At 31.3% G+C, this 18,657-nt stretch carries 14 protein-coding genes; 12 read left to right on the plus strand and 2 right to left on the minus strand.

Features of this window, described 5'->3' with window-relative positions; genetic code table 11:
- Positions 1-7: 7 nt before the first annotated feature.
- From N456_RS08005 to N456_RS08055, 12 genes are all read left to right on the plus strand, one after another.
- Positions 8-4,705 (plus strand): hypothetical protein, encoded by a 4,698-nt coding sequence (locus N456_RS08005; protein ID WP_062055727.1) that lies wholly within the window; start codon positions 8-10, stop codon positions 4,703-4,705.
- A gap of 85 nt (positions 4,706-4,790) precedes the next feature.
- Positions 4,791-5,177: a hypothetical protein gene (locus N456_RS08010; protein WP_062055729.1), complete on the plus strand. Its 387-nt coding sequence runs from the start codon at positions 4,791-4,793 to the stop codon at positions 5,175-5,177.
- 9 nt (positions 5,178-5,186) lie between these two features.
- Positions 5,187-5,651 carry a hypothetical protein gene (locus N456_RS08015; RefSeq protein WP_148639239.1) on the plus strand — a complete coding sequence of 155 codons (465 nt, stop codon included), beginning with the start codon at positions 5,187-5,189 and terminating at the stop codon, positions 5,649-5,651.
- A gap of 139 nt (positions 5,652-5,790) precedes the next feature.
- Positions 5,791-7,227, plus strand: coding sequence for a CHAP domain-containing protein (locus N456_RS08020; protein ID WP_062055733.1), 1,437 nt, complete (start codon positions 5,791-5,793; stop codon positions 7,225-7,227).
- Positions 7,227-7,997, plus strand: coding sequence for a YARHG domain-containing protein (locus tag N456_RS08025; RefSeq protein ID WP_062055735.1), 771 nt, complete (start codon positions 7,227-7,229; stop codon positions 7,995-7,997). Before N456_RS08020 ends, N456_RS08025 begins: the two co-directional genes overlap by 1 nt.
- Before the next feature lies 1 nt (position 7,998).
- A complete protein-coding gene (locus N456_RS08030; protein WP_062055737.1) occupies positions 7,999-8,850 on the plus strand; it encodes a YARHG domain-containing protein in 852 nt (283 codons plus the stop codon).
- Position 8,851: 1 nt separating this feature from the next.
- Positions 8,852-9,688 (plus strand): YARHG domain-containing protein, encoded by an 837-nt coding sequence (locus tag N456_RS08035; RefSeq protein WP_062055739.1) that lies wholly within the window; start codon positions 8,852-8,854, stop codon positions 9,686-9,688.
- Between the two features lie 2 nt (positions 9,689-9,690).
- The gene (locus N456_RS24840) at positions 9,691-11,730 is read left to right on the plus strand and encodes a hypothetical protein (RefSeq protein WP_062055741.1); all 2,040 of its coding nucleotides are present in this window, start codon (positions 9,691-9,693) and stop codon (positions 11,728-11,730) included.
- Positions 11,696-12,709 carry a M949_RS01915 family surface polysaccharide biosynthesis protein gene (locus tag N456_RS08045; protein WP_062055743.1) on the plus strand — a complete coding sequence of 338 codons (1,014 nt, stop codon included), beginning with the start codon at positions 11,696-11,698 and terminating at the stop codon, positions 12,707-12,709. The genes N456_RS24840 and N456_RS08045 overlap by 35 nt, the downstream gene beginning before the upstream one ends.
- A gap of 341 nt (positions 12,710-13,050) precedes the next feature.
- Positions 13,051-13,173 carry a hypothetical protein gene (locus tag N456_RS25130; protein WP_262482820.1) on the plus strand — a complete coding sequence of 41 codons (123 nt, stop codon included), beginning with the start codon at positions 13,051-13,053 and terminating at the stop codon, positions 13,171-13,173.
- Positions 13,174-13,416: 243 nt separating this feature from the next.
- Positions 13,417-14,553 carry an SPFH domain-containing protein gene (locus N456_RS08050; protein ID WP_062055745.1) on the plus strand — a complete coding sequence of 379 codons (1,137 nt, stop codon included), beginning with the start codon at positions 13,417-13,419 and terminating at the stop codon, positions 14,551-14,553.
- 79 nt (positions 14,554-14,632) lie between these two features.
- Positions 14,633-15,739, plus strand: coding sequence for a TFIIB-type zinc ribbon-containing protein (locus N456_RS08055; RefSeq protein WP_062055747.1), 1,107 nt, complete (start codon positions 14,633-14,635; stop codon positions 15,737-15,739).
- Between the two features lie 78 nt (positions 15,740-15,817).
- Here N456_RS08055 and amaB read toward each other — a convergent pair whose 3' ends face one another.
- Positions 15,818-17,371 carry an L-piperidine-6-carboxylate dehydrogenase gene (gene amaB / locus N456_RS08060; RefSeq protein ID WP_062055749.1) on the minus strand — a complete coding sequence of 518 codons (1,554 nt, stop codon included), beginning with the start codon at positions 17,369-17,371 and terminating at the stop codon, positions 15,818-15,820.
- Between the two features lie 340 nt (positions 17,372-17,711).
- Positions 17,712-18,653 (minus strand): hypothetical protein, encoded by a 942-nt coding sequence (locus N456_RS08065; protein ID WP_062055751.1) that lies wholly within the window; start codon positions 18,651-18,653, stop codon positions 17,712-17,714.
- Between the last annotated feature and the right edge of the window lie 4 nt (positions 18,654-18,657).

Raw genomic sequence — 18,657 nt, forward strand, 5'->3', positions numbered from 1 at the left:
AACAACTATGAATATTACATTTCCTACAGATAATCTTGAGAATAAAAAAATTGATTTTAGAAGCGAATTTGGTAACTTTTTAATTGGTGGTGAGAATACTTGGCATGGAGGAATTCATATAGAAGGGAAAGATAACTCCATAAAAGCTATTGCAGATGGTAGAATTATTGCTTATCGATTTACCGAAGACTACAAAGAGGTTATAAAAAAGAACATAGCAACAGGTCAGGAGCATTTATACATCTACTCTAACTGTTTTATAATAATTCAACACGATTTTGACCTTGTAAAACACCTTGTAAAAAATAAAGGAAAAAAAGATGAAAGCATAGAAAAGAAAGTAGAAAACATAACATTCTATAGCTTATATAACCACTTATTACCTTTAGACTCTTTTAACTCAAAAGAAGTACCTCACTTTATGAGTAAAAAAGCTTGTAAAGTGAGTAAAAAGGAAGGATTTCCTTCTAGTTTTAAAACAGGATTAAATGCTCGTATCCTAAAACTAAGCGATAGCAACCCTAATAGTTCTGTAATCGATATGGATAATTCTGGTATAAAATTAGTAATACCCTATCAGGACACAGTATCAAAAGTATATGATAATGAAGGTAATCCAATTATGATTGGTAATTATGCCAAAGTAACATATACAAAAGACGGAAAAGAAATAAAGGATATCTATATCTGTACCAAGGATTATAAGAATCAAAAAAGAGTAAAAGACTTAGGGGATTCCTATCAAGTAGTTATCAAAGAAGACACTCCAAAAACCAAAGGTGCAAGAGTAAGAACCAGTAGTAGCGGTGATGTAACAGCTATTATTCCTTATGGAGAAGAAGTAACAATTATCGAAACAAATGGTAATTGGTATACCATCAAAGGGTATGAAGGTGTTAGCCATAAAGGCAATTTTTTAGAACAAAGCTCAGTCGACAAAAGTAAAATAACAACTGATACAATAGTACCTTGCGACATCCCTATTAAAAAAGGTAAATTGATAGGACATACTGGTTTAAAACAAAGTAGAGCTAAAAAAGGTGATTATTACGTATGCCATCATGAAATATTTATGGCAGATAATAATGATGATAAGATTAAAAAATTTTTAAACGATGATTTTAACATCCACTCCGAAGAAGAAAAACCACTAGACAAAAAGAAATACTACAAACTACCAAAAGACGTTATCCTTTATAAAACACTAAAAGTACCCGATAATGCTACAATAAGAAAAAAAACCCCTGTAAAAGTAATCGCTAAAAAAGATAAGTTCTGTAAAGTAAAAATTCTTGACAAAGTAGAACGTATTGTTGAAAAAAGCGCTTTAGTTGTAAATAATCAAAAAACAAAAGGCAAAAAAATAGTTTATAATATTGCAAATTTTAATTACATCTCTAAAATATTTGATTCAATACTTTCTGAAGAAGATACACTCACCCATATAGAAGACGTAGAAAATAGTCTAGTAAAAGTTAGTTATGAGCCAGAAGGCGAATATATTGATTATAATTTTTGGATTCCATTCTCTGATTTATCTAAGAACTATGAATATGAAATTAAAAACACCAAAACAAAAGTATACAAGAGTGTAAGAAATGCAAAAAGTATAATCGATTACATGAAAGCCCCCAGAAATGAACCCGAAGAAATAGAGTGGTTTAGTTTTAATTTTCTACGAAATATCCTAAATAATAATGATCAACCAGAAGAAGTAGAAAGAAAGAATGTTACCAAAAAAACATATAAAGCAGAAGAAGAAAAAGAACTATTAAAATTTGTTCCACATCAGTTATTAGTAGATGCCGGTGCAACCTATGTAAATAGTACAAAATCAAGATTAAAAAAAGGAGGCGCCAATGCAGGACATTACCCTGTTACCGCAACTAAGATCGATAGCTTTAATAAAATAAATACGATTTTCGAAGGAAAATTAAATAAAGCAGAAATTTCGCCTTTATTTTATACACATCCAGGATTAAATTGTAATGCAGAAGGAGGAATAGGAACCTCACACAGAAGGGTAACATATGTCTACAAAGAAGTAATTGAAAAAAATATAGTCCCCAACATTATACACGAAGATGAAAAAGCAATACAAGCTATAATACCTGTCGAGCTCTATAGAAAAATTGAAAGCAGTAAAAATTATCGAATAATACCGATTGACAATACAGGGCAAGACCCCAAAGTACACGAACATGTCGATACCTTATTTGTTTTTTTTGAAAACAAACTCCCCAATGTATCCAGCTTTGAATTAAAATGGAAAGAAGCCTGTAATGAAAAAGGAGATAGGATAAGACCCATTAATAAAGCTACACACAGACTCCTAGAGTTTAATATAGAAGAGTTTAACCAAAAACAAGAAATACAAAGCCATAAACTAAAAGGAGGCTATACCCCAAAGGTTGGAGACGAAGTAGGATTGGTAAAAGATGTAACAGATATTTGGTTGGCAAGACCAGACAACAATAAAGATACTGATATTACACTAGAAAAACCTACGATAGTAAAGACAACCAATGAAAAAGATATTATACTAGGCGAAGAAAATGGCAATTATCATTATAAACAAGTAGTGACCCATAATCTTTACCTAGGTAACGAAAATGAAACCATAGAAAAAGGTTGGGTAAAGATTGATAAGTTTAATGAAGAAAAATTCTTTAGCCCATACAATTGGAATCAATTTGGTTTTACTATATTAGACGGAGGAGATGAGTATATTTATGCAATAAAAGACACTCCTGGTCATACAGATACTAAAAGCGATTTTATAAAAAAAATATGGAAGAACTTTAATATATTAGGCCCTGTCATAGATGCTAGCGAAGTTAGATTTGCCTTAGGTATGAATGAGGTTCGTTATGAAATGAGTAGAGTAGTCGCCAAACATAAAAATGAGTGGAGTTATAAATATGAGGAGGTAGAAGCTGATGTAGAAAAGTTTTATACTGCACAAATCAAACTTGCTAAAAAAAATAAACGCAAGCAAGACGTAATTGATAAAATGGAAAATCAAAAACAAGAACATCTTAATAACTTAAAAACGCAAGTAACAGATTTAATGTTTTGGGATGATGCCAGTAAACCCTATGTCCCCAAAGTAAGAAAGGTCGAAAAGCCTATTTTATTAAAACCTAAATCTGTAAAACTAGATTTTGGTGTTACAGACGAGCATAGAGCAGATTATAAAGAACAAGACACTCCAGTAACAACAGCTAAACCTACAACAACAGCATCTGAAACAAAACCCGCAGAAACTAAAAAAGAAAAACCAAAACAACCAGAACGAATATTTCCTGCATCACCAAATGTATATCATTTTCATCCCATTGCTTTTATCAATCAAATGAGATTGATGTTTGGAGAGCAAACTGGAGAATGTTATTGTAACCGAGATTTAACTACTGAAGAATTTAAAAATATATTTACAAGAATCCGTAAGAGTGAAAAACTTGGCAATGGTATCTTAAATCATAGTAATTGTGCTATTCCAAGTGATGATAAAACTTTTGAAAGGTTAACAGAAGAGTTAAATAAGACTACAAAGAAATACGGTATTAATCAGTGTGTGCAAAAAATGCATTTTATAGCTCAATTATATTGGGAATCTGCACGATTTACTACAGGATTAGAGTTTGCAGATAGTAGCGGTTATAATCCTGGTCAGCATGATGAAGCAATAAATAATGGTAATACTCAAATGGGTGATGGCCCAAAATATAAGGGGCGTGGATTTATGCAATTGACCTGGCGTAACTCTCAAATAAAATATTTAAAATATGCTGCTAAGTTTGATGGAGATTTAAAAGGTAAAACAGATGAAGAACTCGAATTGCGTAGTAACAATTATGAAACCTATATATCCGAAAATTTATATTATGCTATGGATTCAGCAGGATGGTTCTGGTCTAATTATAAGAAAGCAGGTTCTAAACATTCTGAAATAAAAAAGAAGTCATTAAATGAAATAGCGCTTTTTGGCGATAAGTATATCAATTACATTTCAACTTTAGTGAATGGAGGGGGAAATGGGAAATCGGAACGTAGAAAATACTATAGTCTTTTAAGAAATATTTTTAAATATGATTTTGTATGTATCAATAACGAAAATAGACAAGATATAGAATCTAGCGATATTGCTCCTTGGGTTAAATTTGTGTATCAAGAGTTTGCAGAATATCAGGGTTTAAATGAAACAGAATCTCCTTTAAAAGAAAAAATAGTAAAATATCATAAGCCTGGTAGAAAGAGTGGTGATCATACAATTTCTTGGTGTGCATCTTTTGTTAATTGGTGTTTTGTGCAAGCTGGATATCCAAATATAAACTCTGGATCTAATTGGTATGCCTTTGATTGGGCTCCAGAAGGTAATACTAAAGCATCAGATAAAGATGTAGCAGGACTTACAGGATGGAAAGAGGGTGAGAAATGTGAAGCATTTGTAGGAGCAATAGTAGTACTGAATTACTCACACTGTGCAATTATAGTAGGAAAAAATACTTCTCTAAATAAATATGTATACATAGGAGGGAATCAAGGTAATGGTAGTGTTTCTGGGACACAACAAATTAAGTATGGTACTGTTACAATAGGCAATGAATATGCGATAATGAAACCAATAAAATATAACCCAACTTCTTATGAGTTGCCCGAAATGAATGAGAATGCAGATGGCAGTTATGCGTCAACACGTTAAACCATACAACAAAATGAATAGATTTTTTAGCACAATTATATTACTAACCTTGTTTTTCGCTTTAGGGTGTAAAAAGCAGGAAAATATGAAATCAAGTAGTTCTTTTAATAAAGAACAAACAAATACAATTATTAATAATCCAAATTGTTTTACAAAGAGCGATATTGCAAAGCTGAATGATCATTATACAAAAATAGAGAAAGCATTAAAGCAAGGAGATAATTTTGATTTGGGAAATTCAATAGTTTATTATACAAAAAAGCATAGTGAACTAATTTTAAGAAAATTGAAAGAGAGTACATGCTCTGCAAGACCTATTGAATATTCTGGAAAATGTCTAGAAACTATAAGTTTATATATAGATTATAAAGAAGTTTTTGATACAGATGATGGTAAACATCTAGCAGAAGAAACGTATGAAATAATATTATCTAAGAAAAATAATAAGTTTTTTTCCAAAACCTCCTTATAGCTATCTATTATGAAATTTAGATCTTTATACTGTTTCTTTTTATTTTTTATTTTCTTGATTTCATGTAAATCCCAAACAAAAGAAACAATTAATAGTAATGATCAATCTGTAAAAGAAATTCTATTGGAAGAAGGTGAAATTTTTATTTTTTTAGAAAATAAAGTGCTTTTGAAACTTAATTGTCCAATGTTTTTAGATGATAAGTTTAAATATTCATATAACCTAGATACTCTGAAAATTCACGAATATGACTCTAATTATGGAAACTTTATAGACTGGAATTATATCTATAGAGATAGTACTTTATTTTTAACTAATTTAAATGCTTTCTTCCCATTTAAGCAAGATACCTTAGGACGTAATAAATATTGTACTATGGATAATTTGAATAGGGATATACGTAGTATTGATAGCGAACAATTATTTGATGAGTTTAATTCTGATAAATACTGTGAATTAAGAAAAGAGAAATAACCCCCCTGCTGTTCCTAGTATGGCTACCGCTAGTTTGCAACTAGTGGCGGTATGAGTAAGTAATAAAAATATAAGATAAACCACAGCAGTTTTTGTTGTGGATTTTTGAAATTTTGCGTTGCAAAATTTCAAAAAACAGATGTTTAAGAATAATACCACCAATAGAAACAAAGTATTCTATAATATGAATACCGACTTAGCAACATATAAAAAAAATAAAACCACAACAACCTCTATTAAACAAGAAGAGGTAAAACAACCAGAACGAATATTTCCTGCATCACCAAATGTATATCATTTTCATCCCATTGCTTTTATTAATCAATTGAGATTGATGTTCCCGCAGGCAACCGGGGAGTGCTATTGTAACAAAGATTTTACCGCAGAAGATCTACGAAAAATAGTAAAAAGAGTTCGGGATAATACGTTTGATAAAACATCAGGAGAATCAATATCCTATCATCATGAAGATAAATTATTTTACGATGGGGATGTTCCGCAATCAGATCAAAACTTCGAGAAATTAACAGAAGTATTAAATGCATCTTTTAATAAATACGGGATTACCAATTGTATTCAAAAAATACATTTCCTTTCTAATATGTATATAGAAACGCAGTTCTTTACAAAATTAGAAGAAGGAGAAAATAAATGGACTGATAAATACAAACCATATATAGGTCGTGGATTTATGCATTTAACGCATGATTATCACTATAAAGAATATTCTAATATTACTGGTAATGAAGATATTTTCTCTGGAGCTAATTACAAAAAGGTTGCTAGTGATATCCATATAGCAGCTGATACTGCTGGTTGGTATTGGAAAAAGAACAACCTAAACAAGCATGCTGACAAAGATGACATAAGAGCTACCAGTAAAGTAATTAACCCTGCTTTATTACAGTATAAAAAAGGTCGTCGTATAGCATGGATCAAACTCAAAGAAGCTTTGGGGGGTTATCCTTATAATTGTGTAACCGATGCCAGTAAACATGAAGCCCCTGTATATGGTGAAGGAGTATTAGAAGAAATGCGTAAATGGGCAGATCAGCATGTGCAGTATAAGCAAGAATCTGAATGGATAAAGGGAATAGGAACAACGGGGCTTCGTACTTCACAAACCAAAGATGCTGTAGGTAGACTTGATTGTTCAGAGTTTGTATGTAGATACCTCCATAAATTGGGTATTACAGATACAATTAAAGCATTGACTACTAAACAAATGAAAACTCAAAAACTATTCAGAACTAATTTAGGAAGTGATAATATAAATCATGTTACAGGAAGCGAAAGTTCTGATTTTGTACCACAGGCAGGAGATATATTCGTATGGAGGAAAATAGGTGGTGGTCACACAGGTATTGTTCATAGTGTAGATGGAGATAATATCACGATTCTAGAGGCTATTGGAAAAGGAGGATCTTCTGATGAAGAGCACAATATAGATAACGGAGGTTATGAAGGTAAAAATTGTACGCGTACTTCTGTATATCAAAGAATAGGAGGGGCGTTAGCCGGTCACGCAGGGTGGAAAGGATATTACAGACCTAAAAATTATACTAAACAATTGTAATGAAAAAGCTATTATTAGTACTTATAATCTTATGTATTTGCATAAGTTGCAAAGGACAGACTGAAAGTAAGCCAGAAACTTCTGTAGCTACCTTTAAGTATTTATCAGACAAAGAATTACAATCCAAATCGGCAGAAGAATTAAGATTTCTTCGTAACGAGGTGTATGCAAGAAAGGGATATGTGTTTAAAAGCGATGAATTTAATCAATATTTTAAAACTAAGTCTTGGTATAAGCCTAATTCCAATATTTCTTTAACACTTACCGATCAAGAAAATACTTATATCTCTAAAATAAAAAACTTAGAGAAAAAAGTAGATGATAATTCTTCAATAGTTAATTGTATTGATTTTTATCACGTTAATAATTCAAAAGTATACCCATTGTCTGGTGCTAAAATAGAGAATGAAGATCTTCCTAATGGATTAATCGACATTGAACTAAGTCATAATAACTTAAAACCTGATATAAAAGAAATTTTATTTGATGGATCTATTTTTAATTTAAATTGTGAAGAAAACTATAATTATAGATTTATAATTACAGCATATCCTAATGAAAACCTTCATTCATATTTAATTGTAGGTAATCTAATTGAAATCAAAAAGTTATATGGTAGCTTTGGTTCTTATGACGATCATCAAGAGTATGATTTTGTATTAGATCATAAGGACTTAGAAATCACTATTGAGAGTTGGCAACGGTATAAAAAAATATCTACTAGCGTTGAGAAATACAAGCTTACGGATCAAGGTTTGATAGCGTTATAAAATGCAGAAGGTACTATTATTGATATTTATATGGTTTTTTTGGTTTTGCAAAGGGCAAACAGAAAGCAAATCAAACAATACTAATGAAGTCGCTTCATTTGAGTTCCTGCCAGAAGAAGTATTAAAGACAAAAAACAAAGAAGAACTACGTTTGATAAGAAATGAGATATTTGCACGTAAAGGACATGTGTTTAAAAGCAATGATCTTAATGAGTACTTTAAAACGAAATCTTGGTATAAACCTGACCGTGATATAAAAATTTCTTTATCAAATAATGAACAACTTTATATAAAGAAAATTAAAGAATTAGAGCAAAAAACAGAAGATAAGATACATATTGATAATCTAAATTGCATTAATTCTATTGATAGGAATAAATCAAGTATCTATCCGTTAACAAATGAAAAATTATTATCTGTAGAAATTGAAAAATTAATTTCTAATGCTGAAAATTATCACAAATATAAATTCTATGAAGACATACGGGAATATATTTGCGAAGGTAAAGGTTCTTTTATATATAATATAAATTGCTTAATGGAAATTGAAAACATCTTATTTGTAACATACTGTGGCGAAGACCCTACTTCTCATATATTTAGTATCAAAGGAGATAAAATAATAAACAAAGTGAAAGTTATAGATTCTTCATTAAGAGAGGGTGAGGGCAGCATCACGAGTGGTTTTTATGATATTGATTTTAAACTAAATAAAGATGATTTAGAGGTTTATAAGATTTTTAAAATCTGGGATAAAGAAAACAGTACAGAAGAAAATCGATACCCAACTAAAGAGATTAGACGGGAAGTAACCAAATATAAGCTTACGGATCAGGGTTTGATAGCGTTATAAAATGCAGAAGGTACTATTATTGATATTTATATGGTTTTTTTGGTTTTGCAAAGGACAAACTGAAAACAAGCCAGAAACTTCCGCAGTTACTTTTGAGTATTTATCAGACCAAGAATTACAATCCAAATCAAAAGAAGAACTACGATTAATTAGAAATGAGGTATTTGCTCGTAAGGGTTATGTTTTTAAAAGTGAAGACTTAAACACTTATTTTAAAACCAAACCTTGGTATACACCTGATGCTACTATAAAAGTTACTTTATCTGATGAAGAACAAAATTATATTGATAGGGTGAAAAACATAGAAAACCCTAATAAAAAAACAGATAAATGTTTAGATTATATTAACGATAATATTAAGAAAGTTTACCCCATATCCCAAAGTATAATGGAAAGTAAAAAATGGGGTTTAAATAATTATTTAGGCGATTATTACGAAAGTAACTATGATCGTATAGAATCTGTAATACTTAAAGAAGGTATTTATTGTGATGGTTTTTACTTTTACAATATAAATTGTAATACTGAAATAGAAACAATTCTAGTCAAGGCTTATTGCAATGAACAACCTATATTCAATATTTTAAGTGTTAAAGAAAGTAAAATAATCAAAATAGTCAAAGTTGTAGATTCTTCATTAAGAGAGGGCGAAGACGATTTTGAGGAGGGTTTTTATGATATCGATTTTAAACTAGATAAAGATGATTTAGAGGTTTATAAAATTTTTAAGAAGTGGGACAAAGAAAATAGTACCGAAGAAAATCAATATCCAACCAAAGAAATTCGTAGAGAAGTAACCAAATATAAGCTTACGGATCAGGGTATCGTTAAATTATAAAGATGGGGTATCACGTAATTAATATAACAAACGGAGTTTTACAACATGATTATGTAGAGTTGAGTTATATTGATTTTATTACTAAAGATTCCATTATTTACCAAGGTGAGTCGCACTGGAAACCCTTTAAAGTATCTGAATCTAAACAATATAAACAGTTTTCAGAAGGTTGGTATCGAGCAGGCATCCAAGCACAAGAAGTCTTTAAAGAACAAGCAATGTCTAATGGTTTGATCTTAGAAGAACTCAATCAAGATCAAAAAAGTTTTAAGCTCTACACAAAAAATGCAAAAAAGCCTGCAAATGTTATTCAGAAAATGAAAAACTTAAAAGAGCAAAAGCTAAAAAATCTAGATCAACAGGTAGAAGATTTAATGTATTGGGATGATGCCAGTAAACCCTATGTCCCCAAAGTAAGAAAGGTCGAAAAGCCTATTTTATTAAAACCTAAATCTGTAAAACTAGATTTTGGTGTTACAGACGAGCATAGAGCAGATTATAAAGAACAAGACACTCCAGTAACAACAGCTAAACCTACAACAACAGCATCTGAAACAAAACCCGCAGAAACTAAAAAAGAAAAACCAAAACAACCAGAACGAATATTTCCTGCATCACCAAATGTATATCATTTTCATCCCATTGCTTTTGTAAACCAAATGAGGATGATGTTTGGAAAAGAAACAGGAGAATGCTATTGCAACAGGGATTTAACTATTGAAGAGTTTAAAAATATTTTCACTAGGCTAAGAAAAAGCGAAAAATACAATTTAGAAATATTAAATGCAAGTAACTGTTCAATACCCTCTTCAGATAAAACATTTGAAAGGCTTACAGAAGAATTTAATAGAACAGCTAAGAAGTATGGTATCAATCAATGTATTCAAAAAATACACTTCTTATCTCAAATCTACTGGGAATCAGACAGGTTTAAAACAGGACTAGAATATGAAAGTGGTAATCACTATAATCCTGAAGGAGGTCATTCCAAATCTAAGCAAAATGGTAACACTCAATTTGGAGACGGTCCGAAATATAAAGGTCGTGGGTTTATGCAATTGACTTGGCGCAACTCTCAAATGAAGTATTTAAAATATGCAGCTAAAAACACAGATGGAGCATTAAAAGAAAAAACTGATGCTCAACTAGAATTGCGTAGTAATAATTACGAAAAATATATTTCTGATGATCTAATTTATGCTATGGATTCAGCAGGGTGGTTTTGGTCTAATTATAAAAAGATTGTGTTCACAAAAAAATCATCTAAACAAAAATATGCTGATATTTATGGCAAGTCACTCAATGAAGTAGCCTTAAAAGTTGATACATATCAAAACTTAATCTCGATATTTGTAAATGGAGGGGGAAATGGTAAAGAAGAGCGAACGAAATATTATAATATATTGAAAAGAATTTTCAGATATGATAGTAAATGTATCAATAATAACTATTCGCAAAGTAATATTATAGATGAAGACTCTTCTACTCCGTGGGTTAACATTGCAAAAATGGAAATTGGAGTAGAAGAAATTTATGGTACAGATTATAATGATCCAAGAATTTTAGAATATCATGAAACTGCTGGATATACTAAAAGTTTGATGGGAAGAGAAATTACAGATGATTATATTGAGTCGAAAAAAATTCTTGATCCTTGGTGTGGTTCTTTTGTTTATTGGTGTTATTTAAAATCTGGAATTGTCAAAGAAGACTTAAATAGTACAGGATACAACTCTTTTTCTTGGGAAAATTGGGGCACCGCTCCTGATAAATTTGAACCATGTTATGGAGCATTGGCAGTATGTACTTATTCGCATGTAGCTTTTGTTGTAGGAAAAAAGGGAGATAAGATAGTTTTACTAGGTGGTAACCAAACAGGAGGTGATAAATCAACCAATGGTATGGTCTGTTATAGTGCAATTGATAAATCAAAAATTAAGGCGTATAGATACCCCAAAAATTATAAAATAAGTGATATTAATTATGATCTTGAAGAAATTTCTACGGATGCAAAAGGAGATAATCATTCTTCTAGCCGTTAGTATAATATTTATAAATTGTAAAGATAGTTCACAAAATATAGATATAGGAAAGGTACAAGAAAAACCTTGCGATAAATATGAAAGGAAGGGAAATGTACTAATTAATTGTACATCTTGGGAGGATAAATATGGAACTAGTACAATTATCTTTTCTAAAAATGTTGACAAAAATAGCAAAGCTGAACTATTTGTAGAATTAATTAAAAATAATTCTAGTACGCCATATCTAAATGTATATGATTTTATTAAAGATTGTCCAGTAGATTTTGATATCAACTACATAGATAACTCTTTATCAATCACTGATCTCAACTCAGATAATATAAAAGAGATTACTTTCTTGTATGAATCTGCATGTCAGGGAGGTATTGGCCCTACCGCAATGAAGCTAATCATGATTGAGGGCAAGCAAAAATATAAAATTAGAGGACTTAGAAAAGATGAAGTTAGCATAAGAAACCCTGATATAGCTGTTAATTACAAAGAGTCTCGTATTGACAAATCTTTTGATAAAGCTCCAAAAGAATTTCTTTCTTTTGCCAAGAAGAAGTGGATAAAGAACCATGGAACTCAACTAAAAGAAAATAGTTCAGTATCAAAAAGAATTCAAAAAATAGAACCATTAGACGAAGGCGAGGTATCTGTACTTTTATCTGATCGTTCTCTTATCAAATTTGAAGATCCTGGACCTAGCTTTTACAATTTATCAGAATATAAAATTGATAAAGACAACCTAATAATAGTAAATTCAGGAGATCATTATGGAAATCAGGTTTCAACCTTTTTAAAATTAAATCCTGAGAACAGTAAACTTTACGTTATCAAAGTTATAGCCAACTTTGTATTAAAGCAAAAACCTGAAAATAATCTTAAAACTTGTACTATAGACAATATCAACATTCCTGTAATCAATTATGATGCTGACGAAATCTATGATAAATTAACCAATGCAAAAGATTGTACTTTTAAAACTATGTAATGTATCACCCGCTAGCGTTCGTTTGTAACGAATGCCGAGTATAAGTAATCGATAAGATATATGATTAATCCACAGCAATGATTTGTTGTGGATTTATTGTTTTTAAGAGAAGGCTTGTTTGGTTTTAAAGTTTTGGATTATGTTATCAATCAAAAAGAAGAGTTTACTTTTAGTGTCGTTATCTAACTTTTCAATATCATAAATACGCTGTAAGACAGCTTTGTCTAAATTAGATGCTTCGGCTTCTCCAGTTCTTGAAAACTATTTTACAGAGGCACAGTTTGAAATTTTGAAACAGCATAAAGATTATAATGAAGATCAAATAAAATGGGAATTACTTGATGCTTATTCCTTTTGGGGCAGAAGGAAATGCCGATGTAGTTTATGAACTTATTAAAGATTTTAATACGATTGTATCTAAAGAGAAGATAAAAAAAGAAACTATAGAATCAGATAGCGAATAGCTGTGATATTGCATAATGCACTATCTCTAAAATAAATATAAAATATTAAAAATCTAAGATAGAGTTAATAGAACTCTGTATATAAAAATTACTGCTACTATTTTGTAATTAGCAGCAGTATATTATATATATCTTTAGAAAAGAACAGCAATACAGCCTTTTCTTAAATTAATAGAAAAAAGTTTTTCTTCAATCATTCTATTTTGTAGTTTTAAAAACATAAATATTTAAACCAATTCATTAATGGGAATTTTTGACGAAATAAAGAAAAAACTTAGCCACGAGTTTATAGATATTATAGAATGGTTAGATCATACAGATGATACTATTGTACATCGGTTTGAACGGTACCAAAATGAAATTAAAAACGAAGCTCAGCTTATCGTAAGAGAAGGACAAACAGCAGTTTTTATAAATGAAGGACAATTAGCAGATGTATTTACACCCGGAACATATACCCTAAATACCAAAAACTTACCGATCCTTACCACATTAAAAGGGTGGAAATATGGTTTTAATAGCCCTTTTAAAGCCGAAGTATACTTTGTAAATACGCACTTGTTTACTAATGAAAAATGGGGAACCAAAAATCCTATCACCCTAAATGATGACCGTTTTGGTTTGGTAGAAATTCGTGCTTTTGGCACGTACGCTTTTAAGATTAATGATGCGGGTAAATTTATTATCGATATCGTAGGAACTGATGCTAATTTTACCAATTTTGAAATTAATGAACATCTAAAAAGTTTAATTTCTACTCGTTTTACCGATACTATTGGAGAAGCTAATCTGCCTATAGAGCTGTATGCTGCCAATACCACAGAGTTATCAGAAACTTGTCTCGAAGTAATGCAACATGAGTTTAACTCAGTAGGTATTTCTCTAGAAAAATTCTTTATAGAAAATGTTTCTATGCCAGAAGAATTAAAGAAAGAAATATTCGAATATAGTAGAATTGATAAACTAGATTTAGATAAATTAACCAAATTTAAAACAGCTAAAGCTATCGAAGCTGCTGCTGCCAATGAAGGTGGTACGGCTGGTGCAGGAATGGGTATGGGAATGGGGTTTGTGCTCGCACAACAAATGGGAGGTATGATGAATCCTATGACAGCACAACAGCAAGTACAACCTCAGCAAACAACTCCAGTCGCTCCCCCTCCAATGCCTGTGCAGATACAGTATTTTTATGGGCAAAATGGGCAACAAGTTGGACCAGTATCTTTTGAACAACTTAAAGTTTTATTTGCCAATAGAACGATTAATAAAGACGCTCTAATCTGGAAACAAGGAATGAGTAATTGGACTGCACTAAAAGATGTAGAGGAACTAAAAGCTTTTCTAGGAGGAAACACTCCCCCGCCATTACCAAATAACTAAAAAAAACTGTTAATCATGTTTTATAAAGTCCTAACTGAAGTTTTTTAATGATAGTCAACAGGCTAGGATAGGTATTTCTATGGAAGAAGAGAAGAAAGTAGTTTCAGAACATAAAAAATCGTGTACTAATTGTGGTGCAGAATTAAAATATAAGCCCGGTACAGATACTGTTACCTGCGAATATTGTGGGCATCATGAAACAATTATACCTCATCAAGATGGGTTTCAGGAACTAGAACTTAAGCCATATCTCGATGAAATGGGGTCTCAATCCCATTCTGAAGAGATTATGATGCTACATTGTAAAAACTGTGGCGCAAATCAGCATATCGAAGAGCATTATAAATCATTGCACTGTGTATATTGTACTATGCCCTTGATTATTGAGGATGCATATAAAGAAGATTGGATTTTACCTGGTGCTATACTTCCTTTTCAATTCGATCAGAAAAAATCACATCGGATTTTTTCTAAATGGGTTAAAGGGTTATGGTTTGCTCCTAATAACCTTAAAAAAGCAGCATTAGATCCTCAAAACACCAAAGGGTTATACTTACCATATTGGACGTTTGATGCTCAGTTATATGCTAATTATACAGGAGAGCGTGGAGAGTATTATTATGTCGATGTTGCTTATACAACTACAGAAAATGGTAAAACAGTTAGAAGAACTCGACAAGAACGAAGAACAAGGTGGTCGTCTGCAAACGGAAATGTTAATGGTTTTGTTGATGATACATTGATCAAAGCATCACATCAAAACAAAAATCCAATTCCTAAAAAATTATCAAACTGGAATCTGGATGCGCTCCAACCTTTTAATACTAGTTTTTTAGCAGGTTTTGTTACCGAAAAGTATACTATCCCATTAAAAGATGGTCATCTATCCTCTACCAAAGAGGCAGAAGGTATTGCAATATCATGGGCTAAACAACACATAGGAGGAGATACACAGCGAGTGCATCATATAGATATGAGCTTAAGTGAAGAGACTTTTAAACATATTTTGCTTCCGGTATATATTAGCGCATATCGCTATAATGGAAAAAAATATAATTTCTTTATTAATGGTCAAACTGGAGCTATCTCAGGAAATAGACCCTATTCTTTTTGGAAAATATTCTTTTTTGTAGTGTTTATACTTATTGTAGTAGCAGTTATCTTCTGGTTTTCAGAAAAACAGTAAATCAATAGTCTGTCCATAAACAAAAAAGCATCCTAATAAAAAATAGGATGCTTTTTTATATATCAGGTCATCTTTCTGTTACAGATCAAATTTAATTCCCTGAGCTAATGGTAATTCTGTAGTGTAGTTTATTGTATTCGTTTGGCGACGCATATATACTTTCCAAGCATCGGATCCTGATTCTCGACCGCCTCCTGTTTCCTTCTCTCCTCCAAAAGCACCACCAATCTCTGCTCCAGAGGTTCCTATATTAACATTAGCAATTCCGCAATCAGACCCTGCATGTGAAAGAAAACGTTCTGCTTCTCGTAAATTATTAGTCATAATTGCTGAAGAAAGTCCTTGTGCCACTCCATTCTGAACCTCGATAGCATGCTCTATATCACCACTATATTTTAAAAGATATAGTACGGGTGCAAATGTTTCGTGCTGTACAATTTCAAAAGTATTATCAGCCTCTGCAATAGCAGGTTTTACATAACAACCACTTTCATATCCTTCTCCAGAAAGTACGCCTCCTTCTACCACAATATTCCCTCCTTGTTCTACTACTTTTTGTAATGCATTTTGATATCCTTTTACAGCATCAGTATCAATTAATGGTCCTACATGATTATTTTCGTCTAATGGATTACCGATTCTTAATTGTCCATATGCAGCCACTACTGCATTTTTTACAGTATCATAGATAGACTCATGAATAATCAATCTACGTGTCGAAGTACAACGTTGCCCCGCAGTTCCTACCGCACCAAATACAGCCCCAATAACAGTCATTTTAATATCTGCATCTGGAGTAACAATAATAGCGTTATTACCTCCTAACTCTAACAATGATTTTCCTAGACGCTGCCCTACTGTTGCTCCTACAATTTTACCCATTCGGGTAGATCCTGTCGCAGAAATTAATGGAACTCTTTTATCCGTAGTCATCATCTCTCCTACTTTATAATCTCCATTAATCAAACAAGATAGTCCTTCTGGTAAATTATTATCTTTTAAAACTTTTGCTATAATATTCTGACAGGCAATCCCACAAAGAGGTGTTTTTTCGCTAGGTTTCCATACACATACATCCCCACAGATCCAAGCCAATGCAGTATTCCATGCCCATACAGCTACCGGAAAATTAAATGCAGAAATAATTCCAACAATCCCTAGTGGGTGATATTGCTCATACATTCTATGCCCAGGACGTTCTGAATGCATTGTTAATCCATGTAATTGCCTAGATAATCCTACGGCAAAATCACAGATATCAATCATTTCTTGTACTTCTCCTAAACCTTCTTGATAAGACTTACCCATTTCATAAGAAACTAACTTCCCTAATGGTTCTTTTAACTTTCGTAATTCTTCACCAAATTGTCTTACCACCTCTCCACGCTGTGGAGCAGGTTGTATTCTCCATGTTTTAAAAGCTGCCATTGCTGTCTGAATTACTTTTTCATAATCTGCTGCAGTAGTAGTTTCTACTTTGGCTATCAATTTTCCATCTACTGGAGAGTATGATGAAATTGTGTCATCAGAAGAATACCAATTCGACCCAGTTGATGTGCCTTTGTTATACTCAGAAACACCTAGTTCTTGTAATGCTTCCTTAATTCCGAAATCTAATATTGCTAATGCCATGTGTATATTTCTTTTTGAAAAGATAAAGATAATGTGTTTTGAAGATAAATTAAATTTTGATCTATTCTAAAGTAATTTTTGAATAATTTTTTAAGAAAAGTATTTCAAAAAAATCAATTCTTAATTAAATTACAGTTATAGAAATTAAATTGATTTCCTCTTCTTTAACACAAATAACTAACCTGCTCCTATAATTACTTTCTTTTTAAAGGTAAAAAAAAATAGAACTCATTATAAAGTATTAAAAAAAAGAAATCGCTCAAACAAGATTTCTCTTGTAGAGCGATTCCCAACTAAATAACCAACCAAAAAGTTTATATTATTAAGTATACACTACTATTTATTTTGAAAGCTTCATAAAATCAGCTTTTTTTATTCTTTTCTTTTCATTCTGAGTTGGCTTTCCATTCTTGGAACTCTTAAACAACAACTGTCTTCTACCTACAAATTGGTATACCGTTTCAGAAGCTGGGTGAAATAATTCTATTTTACTGTCATTAATAACGGATAACTCAAAGAATTCATTGTCCAGATAATTGTAATCAAGTGTTAAAGTTTTCTTATCAAAAATGTTAATAATATCATTTACTTGATAATTACCTATATAATCATAGAGAATATCATTAATCGGAATTCCTATTTCGTCCTTAGAACTTTTAAAATTTTCTCCAGATCCAAAATATGCAAACTTTAAATAGTTTTCATTATCAAATTCATTGAGTACTCCAATCTCACTAGTGTAAACTTTTTCCCATGTTTCATACTCTTGTAAGAAATAATGAATGTTGTCATAAAATATCCTATCGTAATCAAAAGTATTACGTTGATGACCTATTAAAAAATAACTAGTATTAGTGACTTCATCATACAATTCTATTTCATTATCAGAAAGCTGTGTTACTATAAGCCTATATGATCCATCGATATCATGGTTAATATCTAAATCCATCCGAAATGTATCATAAAAACCTACATCTAGCCCAAAACCATTGCCATTACTTCCAATACCAACTAAGTTATTATTAGCAAGAAATGTTCCATTCTGAAAAGACACTGTAAATGCTTTTTGTAAAAAAGGAAGCTCTCCATTTCCCTTTGTACGTTCGATATCTACATACCAAATTTCATAAGTATGCAATAGCGTATTAAGACTAATTGATGGTTCTTCTCTATAAATATCTTTTTCTATATAAACATCTTCTTCGATAACAACATCTGCTGAACAAGAGGCAAATAAGGTTAAACCTAAAAAAATAATCGAAAGTAGTTTTATCATTTTCATATCT

The organism is Aquimarina longa SW024 (genome assembly GCF_001401755.1).
In the GTDB taxonomy this organism is placed as follows: domain Bacteria; phylum Bacteroidota; class Bacteroidia; order Flavobacteriales; family Flavobacteriaceae; genus Aquimarina; species Aquimarina longa.

Bases quoted from the DNA above. Each gene is read 5' to 3' on its own strand.
- N456_RS24840 (WP_062055741.1), top strand. From the start codon at position 9,691: ATGGGGTATCACGTAATTAATATAACAAACGGAGTTTTACAACATGAT.
- N456_RS08035 (WP_062055739.1), top strand. From the start codon at position 8,852: ATGCAGAAGGTACTATTATTGATATTTATATGGTTTTTTTGGTTTTGC.
- N456_RS08030 (WP_062055737.1), top strand. From the start codon at position 7,999: ATGCAGAAGGTACTATTATTGATATTTATATGGTTTTTTTGGTTTTGC.
- N456_RS25130 (WP_262482820.1), top strand. From the start codon at position 13,051: ATGCTTATTCCTTTTGGGGCAGAAGGAAATGCCGATGTAGTTTATGAA.
- N456_RS08005 (WP_062055727.1), top strand. From the start codon at position 8: ATGAATATTACATTTCCTACAGATAATCTTGAGAATAAAAAAATTGAT.
- N456_RS08010 (WP_062055729.1), top strand. From the start codon at position 4,791: ATGAAATCAAGTAGTTCTTTTAATAAAGAACAAACAAATACAATTATT.
- N456_RS08055 (WP_062055747.1), top strand. From the start codon at position 14,633: ATGGAAGAAGAGAAGAAAGTAGTTTCAGAACATAAAAAATCGTGTACT.
- N456_RS08050 (WP_062055745.1), top strand. From the start codon at position 13,417: ATGGGAATTTTTGACGAAATAAAGAAAAAACTTAGCCACGAGTTTATA.
- N456_RS08020 (WP_062055733.1), top strand. From the start codon at position 5,791: ATGTTTAAGAATAATACCACCAATAGAAACAAAGTATTCTATAATATG.
- N456_RS08025 (WP_062055735.1), top strand. From the start codon at position 7,227: ATGAAAAAGCTATTATTAGTACTTATAATCTTATGTATTTGCATAAGT.
- N456_RS08015 (WP_148639239.1), top strand. From the start codon at position 5,187: ATGAAATTTAGATCTTTATACTGTTTCTTTTTATTTTTTATTTTCTTG.
- N456_RS08065 (WP_062055751.1), bottom strand. From the start codon at position 18,653: ATGAAAATGATAAAACTACTTTCGATTATTTTTTTAGGTTTAACCTTA.
- amaB (WP_062055749.1), bottom strand. From the start codon at position 17,371: ATGGCATTAGCAATATTAGATTTCGGAATTAAGGAAGCATTACAAGAA.
- N456_RS08045 (WP_062055743.1), top strand. From the start codon at position 11,696: ATGCAAAAGGAGATAATCATTCTTCTAGCCGTTAGTATAATATTTATA.